Origin of the sequence: Corynebacterium kroppenstedtii, from assembly GCF_016894245.1 — a bacterium.
In the GTDB taxonomy this organism is placed as follows: Bacteria; Actinomycetota; Actinomycetes; order Mycobacteriales; family Mycobacteriaceae; genus Corynebacterium.
Genome location: NZ_CP069792.1, coordinates 252441 through 271286 on the forward strand (window position 1 = coordinate 252441; position 18846 = coordinate 271286).

Annotated in this window: 21 protein-coding genes; 19 read left to right on the top strand and 2 right to left on the bottom strand. The window is 55.1% G+C overall.

Going from position 1 to position 18846, the window contains the following annotated elements; all coding sequences use genetic code 11:
- Positions 1-177 precede the first annotated feature (177 nt).
- Together I6J23_RS01225 and I6J23_RS01230 are read left to right on the top strand one after the other, a co-directional pair.
- Entirely contained in the window at positions 178-348 is a 171-nt protein-coding gene (locus tag I6J23_RS01225) for a hypothetical protein (RefSeq protein WP_204582227.1), read from the top strand.
- 54 nt (positions 349-402) lie between these two features.
- Positions 403-843: a hypothetical protein gene (locus tag I6J23_RS01230; RefSeq protein WP_204582228.1), complete on the top strand. Its 441-nt coding sequence runs from the start codon at positions 403-405 to the stop codon at positions 841-843.
- Positions 844-1285: 442 nt separating this feature from the next.
- Here I6J23_RS01230 and I6J23_RS01235 read toward each other — a convergent pair whose 3' ends face one another.
- Together I6J23_RS01235 and I6J23_RS01240 are read right to left on the bottom strand one after the other, a co-directional pair.
- Positions 1286-1510 (bottom strand): hypothetical protein, encoded by a 225-nt coding sequence (locus I6J23_RS01235; protein ID WP_204582229.1) that lies wholly within the window; start codon positions 1508-1510, stop codon positions 1286-1288.
- Positions 1511-1539: 29 nt separating this feature from the next.
- The gene (locus tag I6J23_RS01240; RefSeq protein WP_152647016.1) at positions 1540-1740 is read right to left on the bottom strand and encodes a hypothetical protein; all 201 of its coding nucleotides are present in this window, start codon (positions 1738-1740) and stop codon (positions 1540-1542) included.
- 163 nt (positions 1741-1903) lie between these two features.
- Here I6J23_RS01240 and I6J23_RS01245 point away from each other — a divergent pair, with 163 nt between their 5' ends.
- From I6J23_RS01245 to I6J23_RS01325, 17 genes are all read left to right on the top strand, one after another.
- On the top strand, positions 1904-2407 hold the full coding sequence (locus tag I6J23_RS01245; RefSeq protein ID WP_146003257.1) for a hypothetical protein: 504 nt from the start codon (positions 1904-1906) through the stop codon (positions 2405-2407).
- A gap of 3 nt (positions 2408-2410) precedes the next feature.
- Positions 2411-4027 (top strand): hypothetical protein, encoded by a 1617-nt coding sequence (locus tag I6J23_RS01250; RefSeq protein ID WP_204582230.1) that lies wholly within the window; start codon positions 2411-2413, stop codon positions 4025-4027.
- Positions 4024-5502: a phage portal protein gene (locus I6J23_RS01255; RefSeq protein WP_204582029.1), complete on the top strand. Its 1479-nt coding sequence runs from the start codon at positions 4024-4026 to the stop codon at positions 5500-5502. Before I6J23_RS01250 ends, I6J23_RS01255 begins: the two co-directional genes overlap by 4 nt.
- Complete coding sequence (locus I6J23_RS01260) at positions 5503-6228, top strand: hypothetical protein (protein ID WP_204582030.1); 726 nt, start codon at positions 5503-5505, stop codon at positions 6226-6228. It begins immediately after the preceding gene.
- Between the two features lie 92 nt (positions 6229-6320).
- Positions 6321-6884: a hypothetical protein gene (locus tag I6J23_RS01265; protein ID WP_204582031.1), complete on the top strand. Its 564-nt coding sequence runs from the start codon at positions 6321-6323 to the stop codon at positions 6882-6884.
- A 29-nt stretch (positions 6885-6913) separates the two neighbouring features.
- Entirely contained in the window at positions 6914-7342 is a 429-nt protein-coding gene (locus tag I6J23_RS01270; RefSeq protein ID WP_012732201.1) for a hypothetical protein, read from the top strand.
- Positions 7342-8400 (top strand): major capsid protein, encoded by a 1059-nt coding sequence (locus I6J23_RS01275; protein ID WP_204582032.1) that lies wholly within the window; start codon positions 7342-7344, stop codon positions 8398-8400. Before I6J23_RS01270 ends, I6J23_RS01275 begins: the two co-directional genes overlap by 1 nt.
- 3 nt (positions 8401-8403) lie before the next feature.
- Entirely contained in the window at positions 8404-8802 is a 399-nt protein-coding gene (locus tag I6J23_RS01280; protein ID WP_204582033.1) for a hypothetical protein, read from the top strand.
- The gene (locus I6J23_RS01285) at positions 8774-9148 is read left to right on the top strand and encodes a hypothetical protein (protein WP_204582231.1); all 375 of its coding nucleotides are present in this window, start codon (positions 8774-8776) and stop codon (positions 9146-9148) included. Before I6J23_RS01280 ends, I6J23_RS01285 begins: the two co-directional genes overlap by 29 nt.
- 2 nt (positions 9149-9150) lie before the next feature.
- Entirely contained in the window at positions 9151-9441 is a 291-nt protein-coding gene (locus tag I6J23_RS01290) for a hypothetical protein (protein ID WP_136662405.1), read from the top strand.
- A complete protein-coding gene (locus tag I6J23_RS01295) occupies positions 9438-9815 on the top strand; it encodes a hypothetical protein (protein ID WP_204582232.1) in 378 nt (125 codons plus the stop codon). The genes I6J23_RS01290 and I6J23_RS01295 overlap by 4 nt, the downstream gene beginning before the upstream one ends.
- 83 nt (positions 9816-9898) lie before the next feature.
- On the top strand, positions 9899-10891 hold the full coding sequence (locus I6J23_RS01300) for a hypothetical protein (protein WP_204582233.1): 993 nt from the start codon (positions 9899-9901) through the stop codon (positions 10889-10891).
- 50 nt (positions 10892-10941) lie between these two features.
- Entirely contained in the window at positions 10942-11571 is a 630-nt protein-coding gene (locus I6J23_RS01305) for a hypothetical protein (RefSeq protein ID WP_204582234.1), read from the top strand.
- Between the two features lie 2 nt (positions 11572-11573).
- Positions 11574-12851, top strand: a complete 1278-nt coding sequence (locus tag I6J23_RS01310; protein ID WP_204582235.1) for a hypothetical protein — start codon at positions 11574-11576, stop codon at positions 12849-12851.
- Between the two features lie 98 nt (positions 12852-12949).
- Positions 12950-18010, top strand: coding sequence for a hypothetical protein (locus I6J23_RS01315; protein ID WP_204582236.1), 5061 nt, complete (start codon positions 12950-12952; stop codon positions 18008-18010).
- 120 nt (positions 18011-18130) lie between these two features.
- Positions 18131-18424: a hypothetical protein gene (locus tag I6J23_RS01320; RefSeq protein ID WP_204088086.1), complete on the top strand. Its 294-nt coding sequence runs from the start codon at positions 18131-18133 to the stop codon at positions 18422-18424.
- A gap of 55 nt (positions 18425-18479) precedes the next feature.
- Positions 18480-18845 carry a hypothetical protein gene (locus tag I6J23_RS01325; protein ID WP_204582237.1) on the top strand — a complete coding sequence of 122 codons (366 nt, stop codon included), beginning with the start codon at positions 18480-18482 and terminating at the stop codon, positions 18843-18845.
- Position 18846: the final 1 nt, after the last annotated feature.

Genomic DNA, 18846 nt, shown 5'->3' on the forward strand with positions numbered 1-18846 from the left:
GGCAATTCGGGGCGGCAATGGGGGTTCGCGGCAACTCGCGGCTAGCGTGACCGACTTAGACACGGCCAACTACCTTCGCCCGGAACATCACTAAAAATAAATTCGATATACTTAGCCAAGTAACACACACTCAGGATAGCAATGACTGCCCGTTACGGACGAGATGAGGTGAACTAGATGTCCTCTTCGAAAACGATCTTATATCTAACTGTGGTCGGTGGCGTGGTCGGTATTGTCGCCTGCTTCCTGTATGTCTTTGGTGTCGTTCCGAAAGAAGTCGGAGGAATTGGCCTACTTCTGGGAGGTATCTGTTCCATTGAGTTCAATAGAATTCGGAAAAGGTCATAAACGTAGGTCCGGCCGGTTAGCGACTAGGTTTTCGATATCAGGAGCGTACGGATTGTGTTTGACTACATCCCCGAGAAACATGATCTCGACTCTCGCTACGTTGATTTTAAAGAAGTAAAAAGAACGAAATCCCGCGCTTACAAATTTGCAGTGTGGAGTTCATGCCTCGGCGGACATAATTTCTTTCTTGGCCAATGGCTAGTGGGAACACTGCATTTCCTCTTTACCGCAGCTTTGGCTCCCATTTATGTGTTTATGGACTGGCAAACTCTTCTGGCCACAATCATCATCGATGTTATGTGGTGTTATTACGGGGTCAAGAAAATCGCCTTATCCGACGAAGATGATCCCATGTATTCGGGTCACACACCAAAATGGTTCTTTCCCCTCATGGTGATTTACATGAACACTATTATCTGGGATTTTGACTTCTGGGCACGAAAACGTAAAAAGGCGGAGAAAGAGAACAAAAGCAAGGAAGACGCCCAAGGATAGACCGTCCTGTACCAGCGAGTCGCGTTGACCGCGGGCTTTTACGTATCACAAGAGCGCATTACGAAGCTTATACGCCGACCAGGGAGTGGACGGCCTGTTTAAGATGTAGCCAAAATGTAGTCAAGCGGGCGAAGATCCCGACTTGACAAACGAAAAATACCCCCTGACCTGCAGTAACAGGTTGGGGGTTTTGGTACTCTCAACGGGGTTCGAACTTGAAAACCTGTATTTTCCACCCCCGCTCTGACCAGGGAAAACACCAGCTCAAAGCGTGCACTAACCCCACTAACTACCCCCGTAATCTACCAAAATCTACCAAAATTTAACAAACTCGTAGAGCCAAAATAGAGCCACAAACACACTACCCCCGCCCCGAACCCCCTCGCACCGTTAGAACACCAATTCGGACATAAAAAGAAGGGCTCGGCACAGACCAGACCCCCTACACAACAACTACTCTTCCGGCTGGTCTTTCTTCTTCCACTCTGTGAACGTCATGAACGGCGGCGGGGGGCAACTGCAAACCATGTTCCACCGCCCACACCTCCAAGTTCCGGAACACCTCAGTAATCCACACGATGTACTTGCGCTGCTCACGCTCCGACTTTGATACACGCTCCAGCTCAGAGCGGAACTCGCTTGTGTCGCTCTGCCGGGCCTTATCCATCCTCGCTATTACCTACCTCAGGTCAGCGATTACCCGCGAGTGAATATCCTGCGCTTCTTACGCTCACACCGCCACCTAGCCAAAATGCCTAACGTCCCGAACTTCTCCGACAGAATCGCCGGGGTATCAAAGACAAGGAACAGGAAACCCACAAGAAACTGGCTGACCGGCTCTCCTTCACCCACCCACCGAGCACCTGCCGCGTCACCGCCATCTCCCTCTCTCCGCATCTGGGCACCATGGGACCTCAGCGCGAGCGTCACACACACCGACGCCCTCAAACCAGTCAGCGCCACATAAAACAAAGAAAGGGCCCCGGACTGGAAACAATCCGGGGCCACAGTCCCCCCCCTAGCACAGCTGCACTCTCAGCATAACACACTATAATCGAACATGCATACGATACTATTAACGCTAGACGGGGGTAACACCATGCCAGGACGAGGACCAGCACCGAAAAACCCAAACTCACGTGCGAGAAGAAACGAACAAAACATTCCGCAACGGGAAATCGTTGTCTCCTTTGTCCCCCAACCCGCACTCGAAGACATCTACGGAGACACCAACCCGGCAACACAACAACCCTGGACAGACCAAACACTCCAATTCTGGGACACCCTCGCCACCTTCCCACCACTCAAGACACAAGGCCTCCAACAAACACAATGGCTCGACCTTGCCCGCACCATGGTCATCGACGACGCATTCAACCGAGGCGACACCCGGCTAGGCCCAGAACGACGACTACAACTCGCCCAGTACGGCATCACACCCGACAGCCTGGCACGCCACCGCATCACCATGGCCACCGCTGACGAAGCAGAAGACAAACGCCGCGCCTCCCGAGCCGCCGCCGACGTCCGAGGCCGCTACAGAAGCCTGAAAGCAGTTGACTAACTCATGCCATTTAAACCCAGCGAGGCCGGAGAATTCCCCTCCCTCGGATGGGAATGTCTAGCCTGGATCGAAGAAAACCTCGCACAACCAGACTCCGCCGAATACAGGCCACTCATCCTCACCCCAGACCAAGCCAACTTCCTCATCCACTACTACCGGCTTGACCCGGAAACAGGGCAACGGATATACACGCGCGGGATTTTCTCACGCCCCAAAGGCTCCGGAAAGTCCCCACTCATGGGCGCTATCGGAGCACTCGAAGCGCTCGGCCCTGTTTGTTTCGGCGGGTGGGACGCAGCCGGACAACCGGTCGGTGTCCCCTGGTCTCACCACGTCACACCACGCATCCAATTCGCAGCTGTTAACGAAGACCAGTCAAAAAACGCCTACGGCCCACTCCTCGAAATGCTCCGTGACGGGCCAGCAGTAAACAACTACGACATCGACCCTATGGAAAGCTTCATCGCCCTACCTCGCGGTCGTATAGAGTTCATCACCTCCGGCGCTTTATCTAAGGAGGGTGGCAGGCCAGTGTGGGCGGCTCTCGACCAAACGGAATCATGGACACGGTCGAATGGTGGTGTGGCGCTCGCCGACACTTTGCGACGCAACCTCGGGAAGGTGGGAGGACACTCCATTGAAACACCGAATGCATTCCGCCCCGGATCAGGCTCCGTAGCAGAGAAGACATTCCAGGCTGTCGAACTTGAAAAACAGGGGCGGCTCAAGCGGGAAACCATCCTGGTTGACCACAGGGAAGCCCCCGCCGACACTGATCTTTCCGACCACGACTCCCTCTATCAAGGGTTGGTCTATGCCTACGGGGACTCAGCGCGAGATCGGGGAGGCTGGGTAGATATTGAACGGATTATTACTGAGATTTGGGACCCGTCGACCGACCCGTCCGATGCCCGACAGTTTTATCTTAACCAGATAGTGTCCGCCTCCGACTCGTATCTGTCTCACCTTGAGGTAGACGCCATCGAGGATCGCAACAAGGCTATCCAGCCAGGCGATAAGGTCGTGCTCGGTTTCGACGGATCACGAGGCCGTGTCCGAGGCAACGCTGACGCAACCGCCCTGGTGGGGATGCGCGTTTCGGACGGGCACCTTTTTGAAATTGCAGTGTGGCAATCACCAACTCCCCGTGATCCCACCTGGGAACCAGATGCCAAGCAAGTCGACGCTGTTATTCGAGGGTGCTTTTCCCGCTACCGGGTCGTCGGCATGTATTGCGACCCGTCAGGGTGGACTGAGCATGTCTCAAGCTGGGAGGCGGAATTCTCACCCAAACTCAAGGTCAGGGCCACCTCGGATCACCCCATGATGGCGTGGCCACGTGGGAAAACCGCTTCAGTGTATCAATCACTGACTCAATTCCGACAAGCCGTTGTCCACCGCGAAATCAGCTACGACGGAGGCCCCTATCTAAGAGCTCACTTGCTTAATGCGCGGCGGCGAGAAGTACGAACCGGATATTTGCTCTACAAATCATCGCCAGAGTCGGCTGATAAAATCGATGCAGCATATGCAGCGGTCATGGCCTATAAATGCTATCTCGACGCTGTGTCACGGGGGATAACGAAACAGAAAAAGAAGAGGGGGTCATTTGTCCTATGACCGGTGGACTAACGCAAACGGAAGACGACATTCTAAGCCTACTGAGCAGTCAGGTCGGATCACACCGAGCCAGCAATGATCGGCTGGCTGCCTACTATGACGGCACACACCGAGTCCGGCGAATCGGTGTGGCCGTGCCACGCACCCTCGGGGACATTGGGGTGGTGTCGGGCTGGCCAGCCACCATTGTCGATACCTATGGCGACTTGCTACGCATGGACGGCTTTATCTCTCCTGACTACCCCGACCAGATGCGCACCATCACCCGCCGGTTCAACGTTCCGCTGCGCGTCTCAGAAGCCATTTTAGACATGCTGATCTTTGGGCTAGGCCTACTTGCTGTCGAGCCAGACACGACGGGCCAATTCCGACTGCGCTCGGTCTCCCCCATGTCCGGATCACTGTTGTGGGATGATGCCACCAATAGCCCAGTGGCTGGCTACCGACGGTCCGGGGTTGATTCACAAGGCTATTATCGCGAAGTCCTCTACCTACGTGGGCAAATCGTCATCGTGCTGCAGGATACGGCCCGGATTCAATCAGTCCAGAGATACCCCATCCCCGACAACGGGTTCCCCATGTTCAGGTTGCGCAACAGGCTACGCACCTCCCACTGGTCAGGGCAATCAGAAATCACGCCAGCCGTGCAATATCTCACCGACGCCGCCGCCCGCACCCTGGAAAACATGGAATACAATTCCGAGTTCTATGCCTCACCTCAAAGGTGGGCTACGGGGGCCTCACCCGAAGACTTTGGTTACGACCCTGACGGCATGTCTGAATTTGACCGCGTTGAGATGGGGTGGCGCACGTCCATCGGCAAGATGCTCGTCCTCAATGGCGATGAAGATGACCAAAAGCAGCCGAGTGTCGGGCAATTTGCTTCTTCACCCCCGACCCCATTTATTGAGCAGGTTAGGGCCTATTCTCAGCTCATCTCTTCGGAATCGAAAATCCCGGCTCAGTATTTCGGATTCATGACGCAAAACCCGCCATCGGGTGATTCCATCCGCGTGTGGAAAGAGCAGCTTATTCGCGCCTCAGAAATCAAAACCGAGCTGATGAACCCGGATTTGATTGCGCTCGCTCAGGTGCTCGCTTCGCTGACTGAATTTGATGATGAGGTGGATGCGGATCGGTTAGCCGATGGCCTCGAGGTGGATTGGAGAGACCCGGCGACAGCGTCGAAAGCCGCAGATGCCGACTGGGCGCTCAAACTCCTCTCCGCTGGTGTCCTCTCCCCTGATTCTCAGGTTTTGCTCGAAAACCTGCATTTCTCTGCTGCTGATCGTCTGCGAATTGAGCAGGAAAACCGGAGTAAGCGCCTGTCTGCTCTCGCGAAGGTCATGGCTGCATCCAAGACGGACAGCGACCAATCCAGCTCGCCCAACGACACCGAAGACGGGGCGACCGAAGCAGAACAAGTCCCCTCTCCCGATGAGAACGCCAGCCAAGACGCGAAAGAGGGAAGATAAATGGCCACCGTGGATGTTGAACACCCGTGGACATCGATTACCCCAGTGGTTGATCGGATTACGACGCTGGCCATTCGTGAGCTCAACATGGAGGCCGCTACCATCCCGGACGTCACCGACAACCCTTATGAGCAAAAAGACCTGTTACGGCAGCTAGCGCGGGAGACCATCGACGCCTACGGCCTATCAGTCACGGACGCGACAATGGCGTGGCTCGAGGAGCAAGAAGAATATATGGGAATGCGCCCGGTGGCGTGGGAGCCGAAGAAAGTTGATATTGATCGTGTGGAAGCACGGATGGCCCATGACTTCGGACCGTTGTTCTTCGACGAGGATGGGTATGCCACCACGGTGAAGAATGTGGGTTTTCTTGTCTCTGACGAGTTGTACGGTCGGCAGCGCAAGACGACGGAGTCTACGGCATGGAACGGTCATGGGGCGTGGGCTCGGGTGGCACATCCGGGTGCTTGTGCGTTTTGTATGTTGATGGCGTCACGCGGTTTTGCCTACAAAACGCGGGAAACCGCAGGCGGTGGTCATGCGGGGGCGCATTATCACGATCATTGTCGGTGTCTGGTGATTTGCAAGAAGCGAGGGAAGGTTGAGCTTCCTGACAGCACGATTCGGGCTCAGAAGATTTATGCCGAGGGGCGGGAGCAGTCCCCTACTGGCAAGCCGGAGGATATTTTGTCATCTATGCGAAAAGTTGGGAATCTCAGTCACTGAACGTATGTGCTAAAATGTGTGATGATTGCGGTACTGTCCGGAAGGGATGAATGCCATGACCGTAATTGACACAAGCACATAGAGGAGTAGCTGTGACTGCACATGAGGGGGATCACTCCGATCAGGAGGCCGAAAAGGTCTCTGGAGTTGAGGACTCTGCATCCGAGGCCGAAAAGGCAGAGTCGAATACAAGTTCTAGTGACTATCGACAAAAGTACGAGAAGATGCGCGCCCATTCCCGCACATGGGAAACACGGGCAGAGAAGTCGCTTGAGGAAGTCAAACACCTTACAGCCCAGCTTGACTCGTTGAAAGATGAGAACGGCAAGCTTGAGGAAACGGTGGAGGCACTTCGCTCACAATTGTCGGAGACGACGAGCCAACTTGCTGAGGAGACGCGGCATCACGATCTGACAACGCGCATTGCAGATTTGGGCGGCAACATTGGTCAGCTCTTTGATTCGAAGCGCTTTTGTAAAGCAGTAGACGAGTTGGATCTTGATGCCGATGATGCAGACTCCACGCTGAAAACGCTCATCAAGCAGCACAGCACTGCTACCGCCCCTAGCTCGTCACTGACATGGGAGCAGCCCGGCCAGGGCATTTCGAAAGGTGAAGAGCTGTGGAATCGCCGTAAGGCACGTCGGGGGGCGTAACATCATTCATCAACTATTCGGGGGGAATTATGCATATTCGGCCAACATTTGACCGGTATTCTCCTAGTGACCTGTCTTGGCTTGGTTCACGTCATGCTGTGGACAATGCGGAGACGGGAACATTGGGGGAAAAGACAACCCATATTCGACGGGCAGTTTTACCGTCGGGCACCGCTTTGCACCGTGACGGCGACTACTGGCTTCCGGTGACATCGAAAACGCAGTCTGTGGACGGTTTTTTGCTCACTGACCAGGACAATGTTCCTGGAGAGGTTGTGCCCATTGTGTGGCATGGCCGTATCCGCGTTGATCGTCTTCCAGATTCAAACAACCGCGTGAAAATCGCAGAATGCGATCATCCTGAGTTCACGTTCGTTCACGAGCCGTCCGATTCTCTATGGAATGAGGATGGCTCGACGAATTTTGATCAGGTCGGATCACTGCGAGGTGATATTTAATGGGATCGTCACAGATTTGGACTGAGGTCCTTTCCCCTCAGGATTTAACGGTGTATGCCAACCACTACCTCACTGACCTTCAAGCCAACGGGTACTCCCTGTCCGCCTATTTCCCCGATCAGCTGGTCAATGACATTTTCTTCGCCTGGAAAACCGAGGAAGACACCAACCGGCTGGCGGAGGTACGCTCCGCCGATGCGGAGACCCCTATCGGATCGATGGGCGGTGGCCATAAGGCCACCATGCAACTGCCCCTCATTGGGCAGAAAGTCCGCATCAACGAGATGGACCAGCTGCGCAGCTTCCGGCAGGGCAATGCCGAGTTCCAGGAAGACGACATGACTAAGGCCACTGAAACGGTCGTCCGTGCGGTGGCTAACCGCGTGGAAGTGGCCCGTGGCGATGTTCTCACCACTGGCCGCGTTCGTTACGCCGAAAACGGCGCGATTGTTGATGCAGGTATTGGCCGCGATAAGGAGTTCGAGGTCACACCGAAGAAGCATTGGGACGATCCCAACGCTCCGGCGCTTGAAGACATCATTGATTGGGCGATGGCGTATGAGGATGCTAATGGCACCAAGCCGGGCACGATCATTGCTTCACCCAAGGTTATCCAGAAGCTGCAGGTTAATGCGCAGTTCCGTGACTCTGCGAATACGACTGGTGAGTTAGCTCGCGTCTCTTCTGGGGCCATTAATGCTGTGCTCCAGGACCAGGGGCTGCCGGGTATCACCTCGTATTCGAAGTCAGTACGGGATGGGAATGGTTCTCGCCGCATCCTGGACGAGAACACCATGTACTTCCTGCCTCCTGAGACGCAATCTGGGCTGTTGGGCTATACGGTGTGGGGCCAGACTGTGGAGATGAATTCTCCGGAATATCAGCTCACTGGTCTAGGCCAGATCGCTGTGGGTGCGTGGCGTGAGAATGATCCGATGGCGTATTGGGTTCGTGCGAACTGTGCTGTCCAGCCGATTTTGACGAATCCGAATATGGCGATGGTCGCTCATGTCGTCAAGCCGGAGAGCACACGTAAAGCTGCCAAGGTCTCGAAGTAGTCAGTGAGGGGCGGCACTGTGGATGTGTATTGCACGGTCAGCGATGTGACGGATCGTTTGACGATGGAGCCTGATCGAGATGATCGCCGGTTTATTCGGGCGATGATTGATGAGGCCACTGTCGCCATTGATGCCTATATGGGTGGTCATGTGGGTGATGATGTTCCGTCTGCTGTTCGTGTGGTGTGTGCTCGGGTTGCCGCTCGTGCGGTCAGTCGTGGCTTATCCACTGCCCCGGTGGGGGCCGAGTCGCAGTCTTTTACTGCTGGGCCGTTTTCTACCACGCAGAATTTCGGGTCGAATTCGAATGGTGGAGGCGTGTTTTTGACTGCTGAGGACAAGCGGATGCTGCGTTCTGTGGGAGGTGGCCGTCGTGGCGCGTTCACGGTCTCGTTGTACTAGGTCGGGGTTTCCTCTGCCCTTCGCAGTGCAAGTGCGTCGCCGTAGGGATTCAGGGGTTGATGCGTTCGGTAACACGACCAGGTCGTGGGGGGCGCCGGAGTCTGTTCGGGTCGCTGGCTGGTGTATTGATAGCTCTGATGAGCATGGTCCTGATGATCGGGATGTTCGGCGGGTGGATTGGGCTGGTTCTTTGTTGGCTCTTCCTGGCTGTGTTTGTGCTGGGGATCGGGTGGAGCTTGGTGGTGCCTGGTTTCTTGTGGCTGATGGTGGCCATGACTACACGCATGGCCCGTGGTGGGATCCGGGTGTGGTGGAATACAAGCTTCATGTTTTCGAGGAGGCATAGCCGTGAGTGACCGTGTTGAGTGGAAATTTAACCATCAGTTTTTTAACCGTGTCCTCAAGGAAGATGGCCAGACACGTGCGCTTGTCGATGCCAAGGCCGAGGAGTTTCGAGGAAAAGCTGGGTCGCATTGCACAGTGCTCCCCGCGATTCAGGGGAAAACGCGGTGGCGGGCTCTTGTGGTGCCCACTCCTCACGATTCGGAGGCCTATGTGTACGAGTTGAAACATAACTCGATGCAGAAGGCCATTGGTGAGTACCCGGTCGCGACTAACCATCCAAGGAGTACAGAATGAGGCATCCTACAGCCGTCGTGGTCTCGTGCCTAAAGAAATGGTTCGTCGGCTCGGAATACGAAAAGGTCCATGTTGCCACCAAAGTGCCTGACAACATTCACGGCCCTGTTGTGCGGGTGGACAGTGCGCCGCCTAATCGGGAAACGCCGATCACAGACCGGACGCGGATCATGCTGCAGGCCTACGGGGATGACGACCAGGACTGTGTCGATCTTCTGGCTGCCTGCCTGGACGGTCTAGAGATGGCGTATCGAGCTGATTTAGCCGTCATGGCGTGGGAGACCGATACCGAGCCATATAACTTTCCCGATCCAGATCGACCGGGGGTAGCCAGGTGGCAAGCGGCCGGTACTTTGTGGACAACGTTAAGCTAATCAATATTCATGTATAATACGAGGTGGCTTGTGCTTTAAACGAGGAAAGCCACTCGGGGATTCATACTTTTGGGGGGATTCGCATGGCACGTATGCGACAAAATATTGTTGTCGGCGCGCCCGAAGTGAAGAGCGGCGGGGCTGCTTGGATCGGTAAGGCCGGCATTAATCCACTTCAGACTCCGCATTCTGCGTCGATCCGGGTGGCGGCGTTACCTGCTGTCAACCGTTTCAGTCCAGCGGGCTACATCTCTGAAGATGGTGTCACGAAGACCGTGGACCGGGATACAGATAATGTTGTGGATTGGAATGGCGACACGATGGCGGTGTTGCAGTCGAGTCATTCTGTCCAGGTCAAGGCTAAGTTTCATGAGATTGTGAATGCTCATGTGGCCACGGCCATGTTGGGCGATGGGAATTTCCGTTCACGCCATGACGGCCGGTCGGTGCAGATGATTGATAATGCGACCGATACACCGTACCGGTCCTACATTTTCGATATTCACGGTGGTGATGGGGTCAAGGGCCGGCTGTTTATCCCGAATGGTCGTGTCTCTGAGCTTGATGATCAGGTCTTTTCCCGCTCTGAGGTTGTCGGGTTTGATGCCACGATCGAGTGTTTCCCAGACGATAACGATAACAAGCTCTACACCTACATTGACCGCCGTGAGGTCAAGCGTGACGAGGACGATCGTTTCCCCGACGATGGTCTTCCGGTAGTCTCTTTGGCAGAGATCGAGGATATTGTTCGCAACGCTTTGGACGGGCTGCCGATTTCTCCGGACTTGGTTGCTGGGGTGTTCTACTCCCTTATCGATGGTAAGGGCGGGCTGAATCTTGATTTCATCGAAAAGCTCGTTAACCATCTGCGCCCGCTGGATGGTGTCGATGACATTCTTAAGCTGTTGGCTGATCTATTGGAGGGGGCCGATGGGGCCACGCTCATTCACGATGTTGAGGCTTTGCCGTTTACGCCGCTGAATAGGTATCGCCGGTGGACTCAGTCTGTTGTTGATCTGCTCACCGGTGCCGGCGGACGCCAAACCATAGATGACCTCACTGGGGGGATTCTCTGACCTACTCGTGTAGGCATTGTTCATAAAAAATTTTTTGGAGGTTTATTCCTATGGCTGACAAAGAAAGCCTTTTGTCACAGATCACGAAGTCTCTGCGCGATCTTCAGCAGCAGGGTGGAGTGGAAAAAGATACTGCCGATTCTCTGTCGGGGATGTTCACAAATTTCAACGGGCTGATCGATAAGTTAACTGAGTCAATCCCCCAGCAGGTCTCGATGTTGGGGCGAACAGTTAAAGATGCCAAGACGCTGGCTGATGATATCAAGCAGATTCTCGGCGGCCCCCTAGTCTTTCCTGGGACCGGTGTTCCTGCCGCTATCAAGGGCATCACGGATGCTAAGTCAACTCTGCATGATCAGGTTGCGGCCCAATTTGGGGATATGGAAGCGCTGCCCCAGCAGGTTGCTGATCATGTTGATGAATTGTCCGTGAATGCCGGCAAGGTCGGTGCTGCCATTGATGAATTCATCAATTCGACGTATGGCAAGAAACTATTCGACGGTATCTCTCCGGGTGATGGCTTTCCCGAACTCGTCGGTAAATTCGACCGGCTTGCAGAAGCTGATCGTAAGAAGATCACTGACTTGGTGACCAGTATTGGCACTGCGGCGAAACCGATGGGCAGCACGATTGTCGATATTTTGCGTGCCGTGCACCATGAGGACGAGGGGGCTAAGTAAATATGGAGTATAAGTACACTGACCGCGATTCGTACGGCGAGTTTTCTCCGTCCACTCTGATTGACCGGCTGGAGTCAGCCGGTGTCCTTCCCCATGAGCTCGCGAATGTTTTCACCCAGGCATCCAACGCTGTGCTGAACGTGTCGGATGATGCCCGCTCCAACGTCGAGCAGGCGCTAAGCACGTTGGCGAATGAGGCCGAAAGCGGCCAAAAGGTGAAAGACACGTTGAGGGCAAACCTTGAAACGGCGCTGGAAGAACCCGATCCGCTTAAGAAGGTAGCGGATTTCAAGACGGCCGCCGACGAACTGGTTGACGGTCTTGAGAAGCAGCTTCAGGATCTGGGCCTCGGTGATGTGTCTTCTGTTGAAGATGTTCGGTCGTCTGTGAAGGATTTTGCCGAGGCTCTCGATACGCTCAACGGTTCGGCACCGATCGCGAAAATCGTTGAGAAACTCCCTGGCGGTGCTCTGCCCGGACATATTCTTGAATCCTTGGCTAGCCTGCGTCAAGACGAACTCGACGACATTCGTAAGCATGTCGATACGCTCACTGATCGTGGGGCTCGAGTCGTCGCTGACCTAGCGTCCATTGGTGCAGATGAGGCCGTCCGCCAGGCCACCCGAGCTAACAAAGCCTTGACTCCCCTGCTGGCTATTGCGCTTGCTATCGGTGCCGTTGTTGGGGAAGGCGCCGAAGCGGTTAAAGCTATCGTCGATGTGGGCACTGCACTCAAAGCGGCTATCGTTAAAGGCTTCTTAACTGCAGGCAAGGGGCTTCTTGCCGCTCCGGTCATCGCCCAAGTCAAGTCGGCGAAGGCATTACCATTCGCCGTTGTTGCACTCCAGATGTTCAACCACCACGAAATCCGGATGGCTCTGCTCAATGTCTTCAATGACTTGATCATTAACACTGTCACCGCATTCAACACCTCGGTGGTGGTCAAAGCTATCCGCGCCGCTGTGGATATGCTGGTCTTGTCCACCCCGATCCGTATCGCGGTTCGCGGCAACAACATCATGTTGATCCTGAATGCTCTCAATATTGGCCGCATCCTGTTCAACATTTTCTTGCTGACCCGCATACCGCAGATCGGTCATCTGCCGATCCGCGGATTGGGCCTGCGTGGCGTGGAAACCCTGTTTGCGGGCGCCTACACCACATGGCGTCTACTCAAAACGATCCTCACCCCGCTTGCTTTCAAGCCAGGGGTGCTTCTGGGAGACGCTGTGGCCTTGGCCCTCGTCGCCTACCTTGTTGTCGGCGCTCTCACTGTTTAATTGTGAGTCTGCCCTCGGGGGCCAGGGTACATGCCCTCGCCCCCTTCTTTTTATGCCTTATACTGGGATAGAGTGACGCGGTGCTTTCGGGGGGAAACATGCGTAATCGAAAAAATCTTGTTCTTGGCGCGCCGGATGTGCATGCTGGGGGTGGCGCGTGGATTGGGCACGCTGTTTCTAATCCGTTTGCTGTTCCCCTGTCGGCGAGGGAGCCGATTCGTCGACTACCTGGTGTTGGGCTTACCCCGGCCGGCTATGTGTCAGCCGATGGTGTCAAGGTAGATACGTCGCTGGCCTCAGAGGAGACGAAATCCTGGTCGGGGCTATCGATGAATACTGTCTCGTCGCCGGATGGCGTTACGTTGTCAGTATCTTTCATGGAGCTGGGCAATTCCGCAGTGATGAGACTCACGCACGCCGATGGGGCAGTCAAAGAGCTATTCGATTCGTCTCGTGTTCGTGTTGAAGAGCGTCTCGATGAGCCCCTTCCTTATCGTTGTTTAAACTTCGATCTCCTGTCAGCAGATGGGCAGCGTACTCGACTGTTCGTTCCCCGCGCGGTGGTCACCGATATTGATTCGCAATCGTTTAACCGCTCTGAGTTAGCCGCCTGCGTGCTCACCCTGTCATGTACGCCGGATAGTAACGGCGTGTGTTTATACAGGTTGGTGGATCGCCAACCTCAGAAGCCAACTCCACGTGACCATGATGGACCAGATTTTGCCTTCGTTGGGCACGTGCGCGAGTGGGTCGAATACATCACTGGTGACGGACGACTTGCCAATCTTGGAGCTATCCGGGCGTCACTGTCCACGGCGCTCAGTATTATTTCCCGCATTTCTGAGCGGTCATTGGTCGATACCATCGATCAGCTGATTAATCGTGTCGAGCACACGGTCGCGGATATGACCGACTCTGAGCTTCTCCGGCTTATTGCTGATTGGGCTCCGCGGGATCTGATTACGGGTGCGAACCTGGATAATTTCAGGGCCGCGTTCGATAATGCCATGTCGTGGCTGCGGAGACGCACAAAGTCTATTGCCCATGCGGTGAAGAAGATTGCGACTCTCTGGTCGACTGTGGGCATCGGTGGGCTCATCGCAGGTTTGTCGAACGGTGATGTACAAAGGGCGATCGGTGACTTCATAGCGACTATTGGAGCCAATTGGCAAGAGTGGCTCACGGCTGTGATGGATGGCGATGTTGACCACATTATTGATAATGCGATTGCGTCTGTGAACGTCCCTGCTCTCGGTGATGCGCTGGCGAATCTTGCGGAGTCTGTGGGCCTGGGCCAGTGGTCGGGCCCGATCCGGGCGTGGGCCGGGTGGCTTGGCCAAGCGTCGGCAGGGTGGGGCACGGTGGTCGGAGACTGGCTGCGTAGTTTTCTCAACAATCAGAGTGTCTCTGATTTAAACCAGTGGTTGGGTGATGCGTTTCATCGGTGGAATGAGATCGCGGGCGATTTTGTTAATCGCATGGCATCAGGTGAATTATTGGTGGATTTGGCGCGTACCGGCGGTGATTTGTATCGGGCTGCCCAAAAACTGTGGGATAGCGCTGCCAGTATTGTCCGCGAGAATTGGGGGGCGTTTAACCCCGCTAATCTGGTTAAGGCGTATAACGCGTTCGTCGGCGCTTTTGATGCAGCACAGTACGGTGATATTGCTAACCGTTTTCTTACTGACTGGGCTAATCCTCCGGCGTTATCGAATGACTGGGCTTTATTGTCAGCTGCTCTAGCCGGTGACTTTACTCGCGGATCGGTGGCTGCTCTTGATGCGTTAAATCTCGCCCAGGTGTGGCCACAGCTGACGGCGGCCTGGGATCAGTTTTTACAGGGGGCCAACGCGGCGCTATCTGAATTGACCGCGCAAGATTGGTTGCTGGCGTCAATCATGTTGCTCGGCCCGCTTATCACGCTGGCAGCTGGTTTTGCGTTAACGATCGCGTTGTTTGTCTTTGGGCAGCCACTTTTTGCCATACCTGTGGGATTGTCAACGCTGGGCCTGGTTATCGGCATGTGGCTTGTTGTTACCCAGTTTGTCGGTTTCAGCCTCGGCGGGGCGTTGTTGCCGTGGGCAGCGGATCTGATCGTGATTTCCCTCTTGACGGGCCATCCGTTGGCGGCGTTGTTCATTTTTTGGTCTGTGCTTAACGGGGCACGGTTTATTATTTTGGATTTTCCGTTGCTGGTGATTGCGGGGGCAGCACCGGTCACGATTAAGGCTGCTGTCCTGTTTTTAGCGTCTGCCTGGATTATCGCGCATTTAGCGGCGTTGGCAGCGGTGACGTTGCTGGTGGTCGTTAAAGCCCGTGTGTTCTTGCGGCTGACTCAACCATTTCGAATGACTGGCCTGGAGCGGGCCGTGATTGCGGCGACGGTTGCTGTGATCACGTTTGTGATTGTGGCGTTGTTTTCGTCCACAGTGTTGGGGCTTATTGTTCTTCTTGCTGCACGGAACTTAACGATCACTGGGCGATCTGCTCTGATTAACATTCTTCGAGCTGTCGCTATTGGTGGCGTTGTGCTCCCTGTTGTTGCGGCGGGGGTCATGCTGTCGCTAGTGCGTTTGCTGCGTTTTCAGCTGGCGATGATTCCTCCTGTGTCTATTGCGCTGGTCATTGTTCTTCCTCTTGCCCAGGCTCTGTTTTTCCATCGGCGTATAACGCGACTTCTCACAGCCTCAGAATTGGGAGGATTGGGGAGTGTCCTAGTGCCCCTGTTGAATTTTATTGTCTCGGTTTTCGGTTTAGCTGCAACCACTGTGCGGGCACTTATCCCCGCTCTTTTCTCTGGTACGACCGCCCTTATCACAGGCTTGGCGGCTATTCCTGCATCAATTGCATTCTATGCGTCGTCGGTGACGTGGGTGCTCTCCCAAATTGCATCGTTTACTCTATTGAGGCGGGATATTAGGCCAGTTGTGCTTGTTATTGGCAGCGTGATGGCTCTATCGGCTCTCGCTGCGGCGGCGGGGCTGGTTGCTTCTGCCCCACTGTTGGCCCCACCACTGACGGTGATCGTCGTTGGTGGAGCTGTTGCTCTGGGTGTCGTCGGCGCTGTTATTGCTTGTTTTACGGCAGGACAGTTGTCTTTGTTCGTGACAGGTCTCCGTGGAGCGGCACAGCTACTACTGCGACTGGTGGTGGCATCCACCGTGGTCTCCGGCCTGTTTTTCATGTCGTCTGGGGTACTAGCAGGAATAGGACCGTTTATCTCGGCCCTGATTCTACGAGGTGTACGTGTCGCACGCTCGGCGGTATCAGTGGGGCTAATCCCTATCGTCGCTAAGATGTACCGCTTGGCTGCCCCACTTCGGTGGATTATCGATGCCAGCATTGCAGCCGCCGGGGCGGTGGTGTTTGGACTTGGGGAACTGGGTGCTCCGCTTCTTCATTGGCCCTTCCGTGGCCCGACCTACCGGTTCTGGGTTCCGCTTATTCTGGGTTTTTGGCTGGTGGTATGGAATTATCTGGCCACCGGCTACTACGCTCTATGGCTGACTTACCTAATAGCGTTGTTCTTGTCAGCATATGGCGGGTGGGTGGCCTGGCTTATAATGGGTGGAGTCACTACCCCTGCTTCCGCCCCTCAATACGCGTGGGCCACAAACTTCACGATCGCGTGGGGGTGGACCTTAGTTATTTGTCTTGTTGGGGCGGCACTGCTGATTCCGGGCCGCTGGTACCGGTATATCGTCACTGCCTTAGCGATCCCCTGGCTATTGCTCGACGCGGTTGGCCTAGACACTGTCACAACTATCGCCTCCGCCCTTGCCGGCCTCATCATGGCGCTACGAACGGCTACTGGTTTTCTCTTCACTCCCCTCCGGGCTGTTCTTGCTGGAATTGCCGCCGCTAGCCTCGTTGCCGGGGCTCGCCTGCTGGGGTGGGGAGTTGTCATTCTCGCCGCCGATCTCTTCACTCCTATAGCTATTGCTTTAGGCGTGAATCACCGGTTCCTCATGGCCGCCATCATCACGTTGGCCTGGATCGGCATCCAGCTAGCCACACTCCCCAGGTTTATTGTCGCAGCAGCTCTGTCAGCAATAACCGGGATCAGCGGTGCCTTTATCACCGGTCGAGTCTTGCGCATACTCGCTGCCGACATGGCCGCACTCACTGGAGCGATCCCCTGGCTGCGGTCACAGAAACTCGCCCAAATGGGTGTTGTTTCCCTCGCTGTTATCCCGGTCGTCCTATTTATCGGCATCCCGCTTACGATGGTGACTCGGCGACTAACGGCACCTGTGCGTGTACTTATTGCTATTGCTTTCACCGCAACAGTGGCCACCTTCGCTGTGGCCGCCGCCACGATTGTGCCTGGAGTCGGAGGGGCGCTCACAGCCGCTGTTGCCCTAGCCATTTTCGTCACGGTCCTTGCCCAACACCCAAGAGTTCTTCTCTCCCCGCTGGCGGGGCTTATCGCATTATCCGCAGGTCTAGCAGTCGTGGCCGCCGTACTAATTTATTTCTCTGGCCAGCCAATTCGAGCGGCCCGCCGTGTGACGATCGCGCTGCGGGCACTCATCACCCTACTAGGTGCGCCGATTGTGATGTGGGGGCTGCTGATTGTCGCTGCAGCCGGGGTGATCATTGCAGTCACGTCTCTTATCAGCACAGGGCGCGTGGTGGATGTGCTGGTGTCTTTAGCGGTGTTGTCTGTTGTCGTGGCCGTAATGGGGCTAGTCGTTGTCACACTGCTTTTGACGGTTTTTAACCGTGCCAGTGGCCTGACTATTGCGGGAATAGTTACCGTGACAGTGCTGACGGTGGTGGGGCTTATTATCGTGTTCAGCCTAATCCCACTGTATGTTCGAATAGTGAACACTATATCGTTCCCACTGGTTGGCATCCCAGTGGACATCTTCAATATTCTGACCCGGAATTCCCTGCTGGGAAGAATCTCGCGCCTGTGGGTTCTGGTTCATGTGCTGGCTATCGGTACAATATCTCTCGGTCTTGCGGCCTTGGTCGTGGTGTTGGGCATCGCCGGAACGATCACAGGGTTCGCTTCCACGGCTGGTATCGCCACGGTCATCGTGCTGGTCTACCTCTACGTTTTTATCCCCATCGTCGCTGTCATTATTATCGCGGCGGCATCCGCCGCGGTTGCGTATGGATGGTGGTGGTGGGTGACCTTTGGTCCTAAGTAATCGAACATAAGTACTGCTATGATGTCAGTAGACCTAATGGCGTTTCATCAGGAAACTACCTGTATCTGCCTGTTAGGTAAAAGATAGAACTCGCATTCGACATAGGGGGGAAGGTCGCATATGGCCGCCAAGAAGACAACGAAAAAGTCAGACCAGGCTCACGATGACTGGTTTGATTACACCACCCACAGCGGAGAATCGATCAGCCTGCCACCCATCGGCTCGGTCATTACCGCTGGGGATCGTCGCCGGGCGAAACGCGATGGTGTGGACGATGAAGAGTTTTCATGGATCATGCTGGAACGGGCAGCTGACAAGGCTGCCGAGGGAACTCTGGACATTATTGACGCCATGCAGATGGACGAATTCAACACGTTCATGAAAGCGTGGAGCGACGGGGGCGACAAAAGCTAGCCTGTCGGAGATTATCTCTCTTATCGACGCTGTCGATCGGGATCCGCACTTTTCGATGGCTGTTGAAAGGGAATTGATCGAAGTCGGCGTGCGATGGCGGTGGGTCAACGACGGTAGTGACCGAGTGTCTTGGGACGATGTGATCGCTTTGATCGCTACTGCGGGCCCCGATTCGGCTATCGTGCGTGATGCTCGCAAGGATGAGTGGGAGTGGGATTTAACCAACCAGTTACTCGCGCATATTGCTGATCAACAGGCGATGAGCGCCTGGGATGGTAAGGGTGCACGGCCGAAACCGATTCCTCGACCTGGGGTGGATGGTAAGGAAATGGAGACGGCTGGTGTGAAACCGGAGGGCTTGTCGAAAGCTGAGATGGACGAGTGGCTGGGCGATGATTGGTCTGGCGTTAACGGGGGCTAAA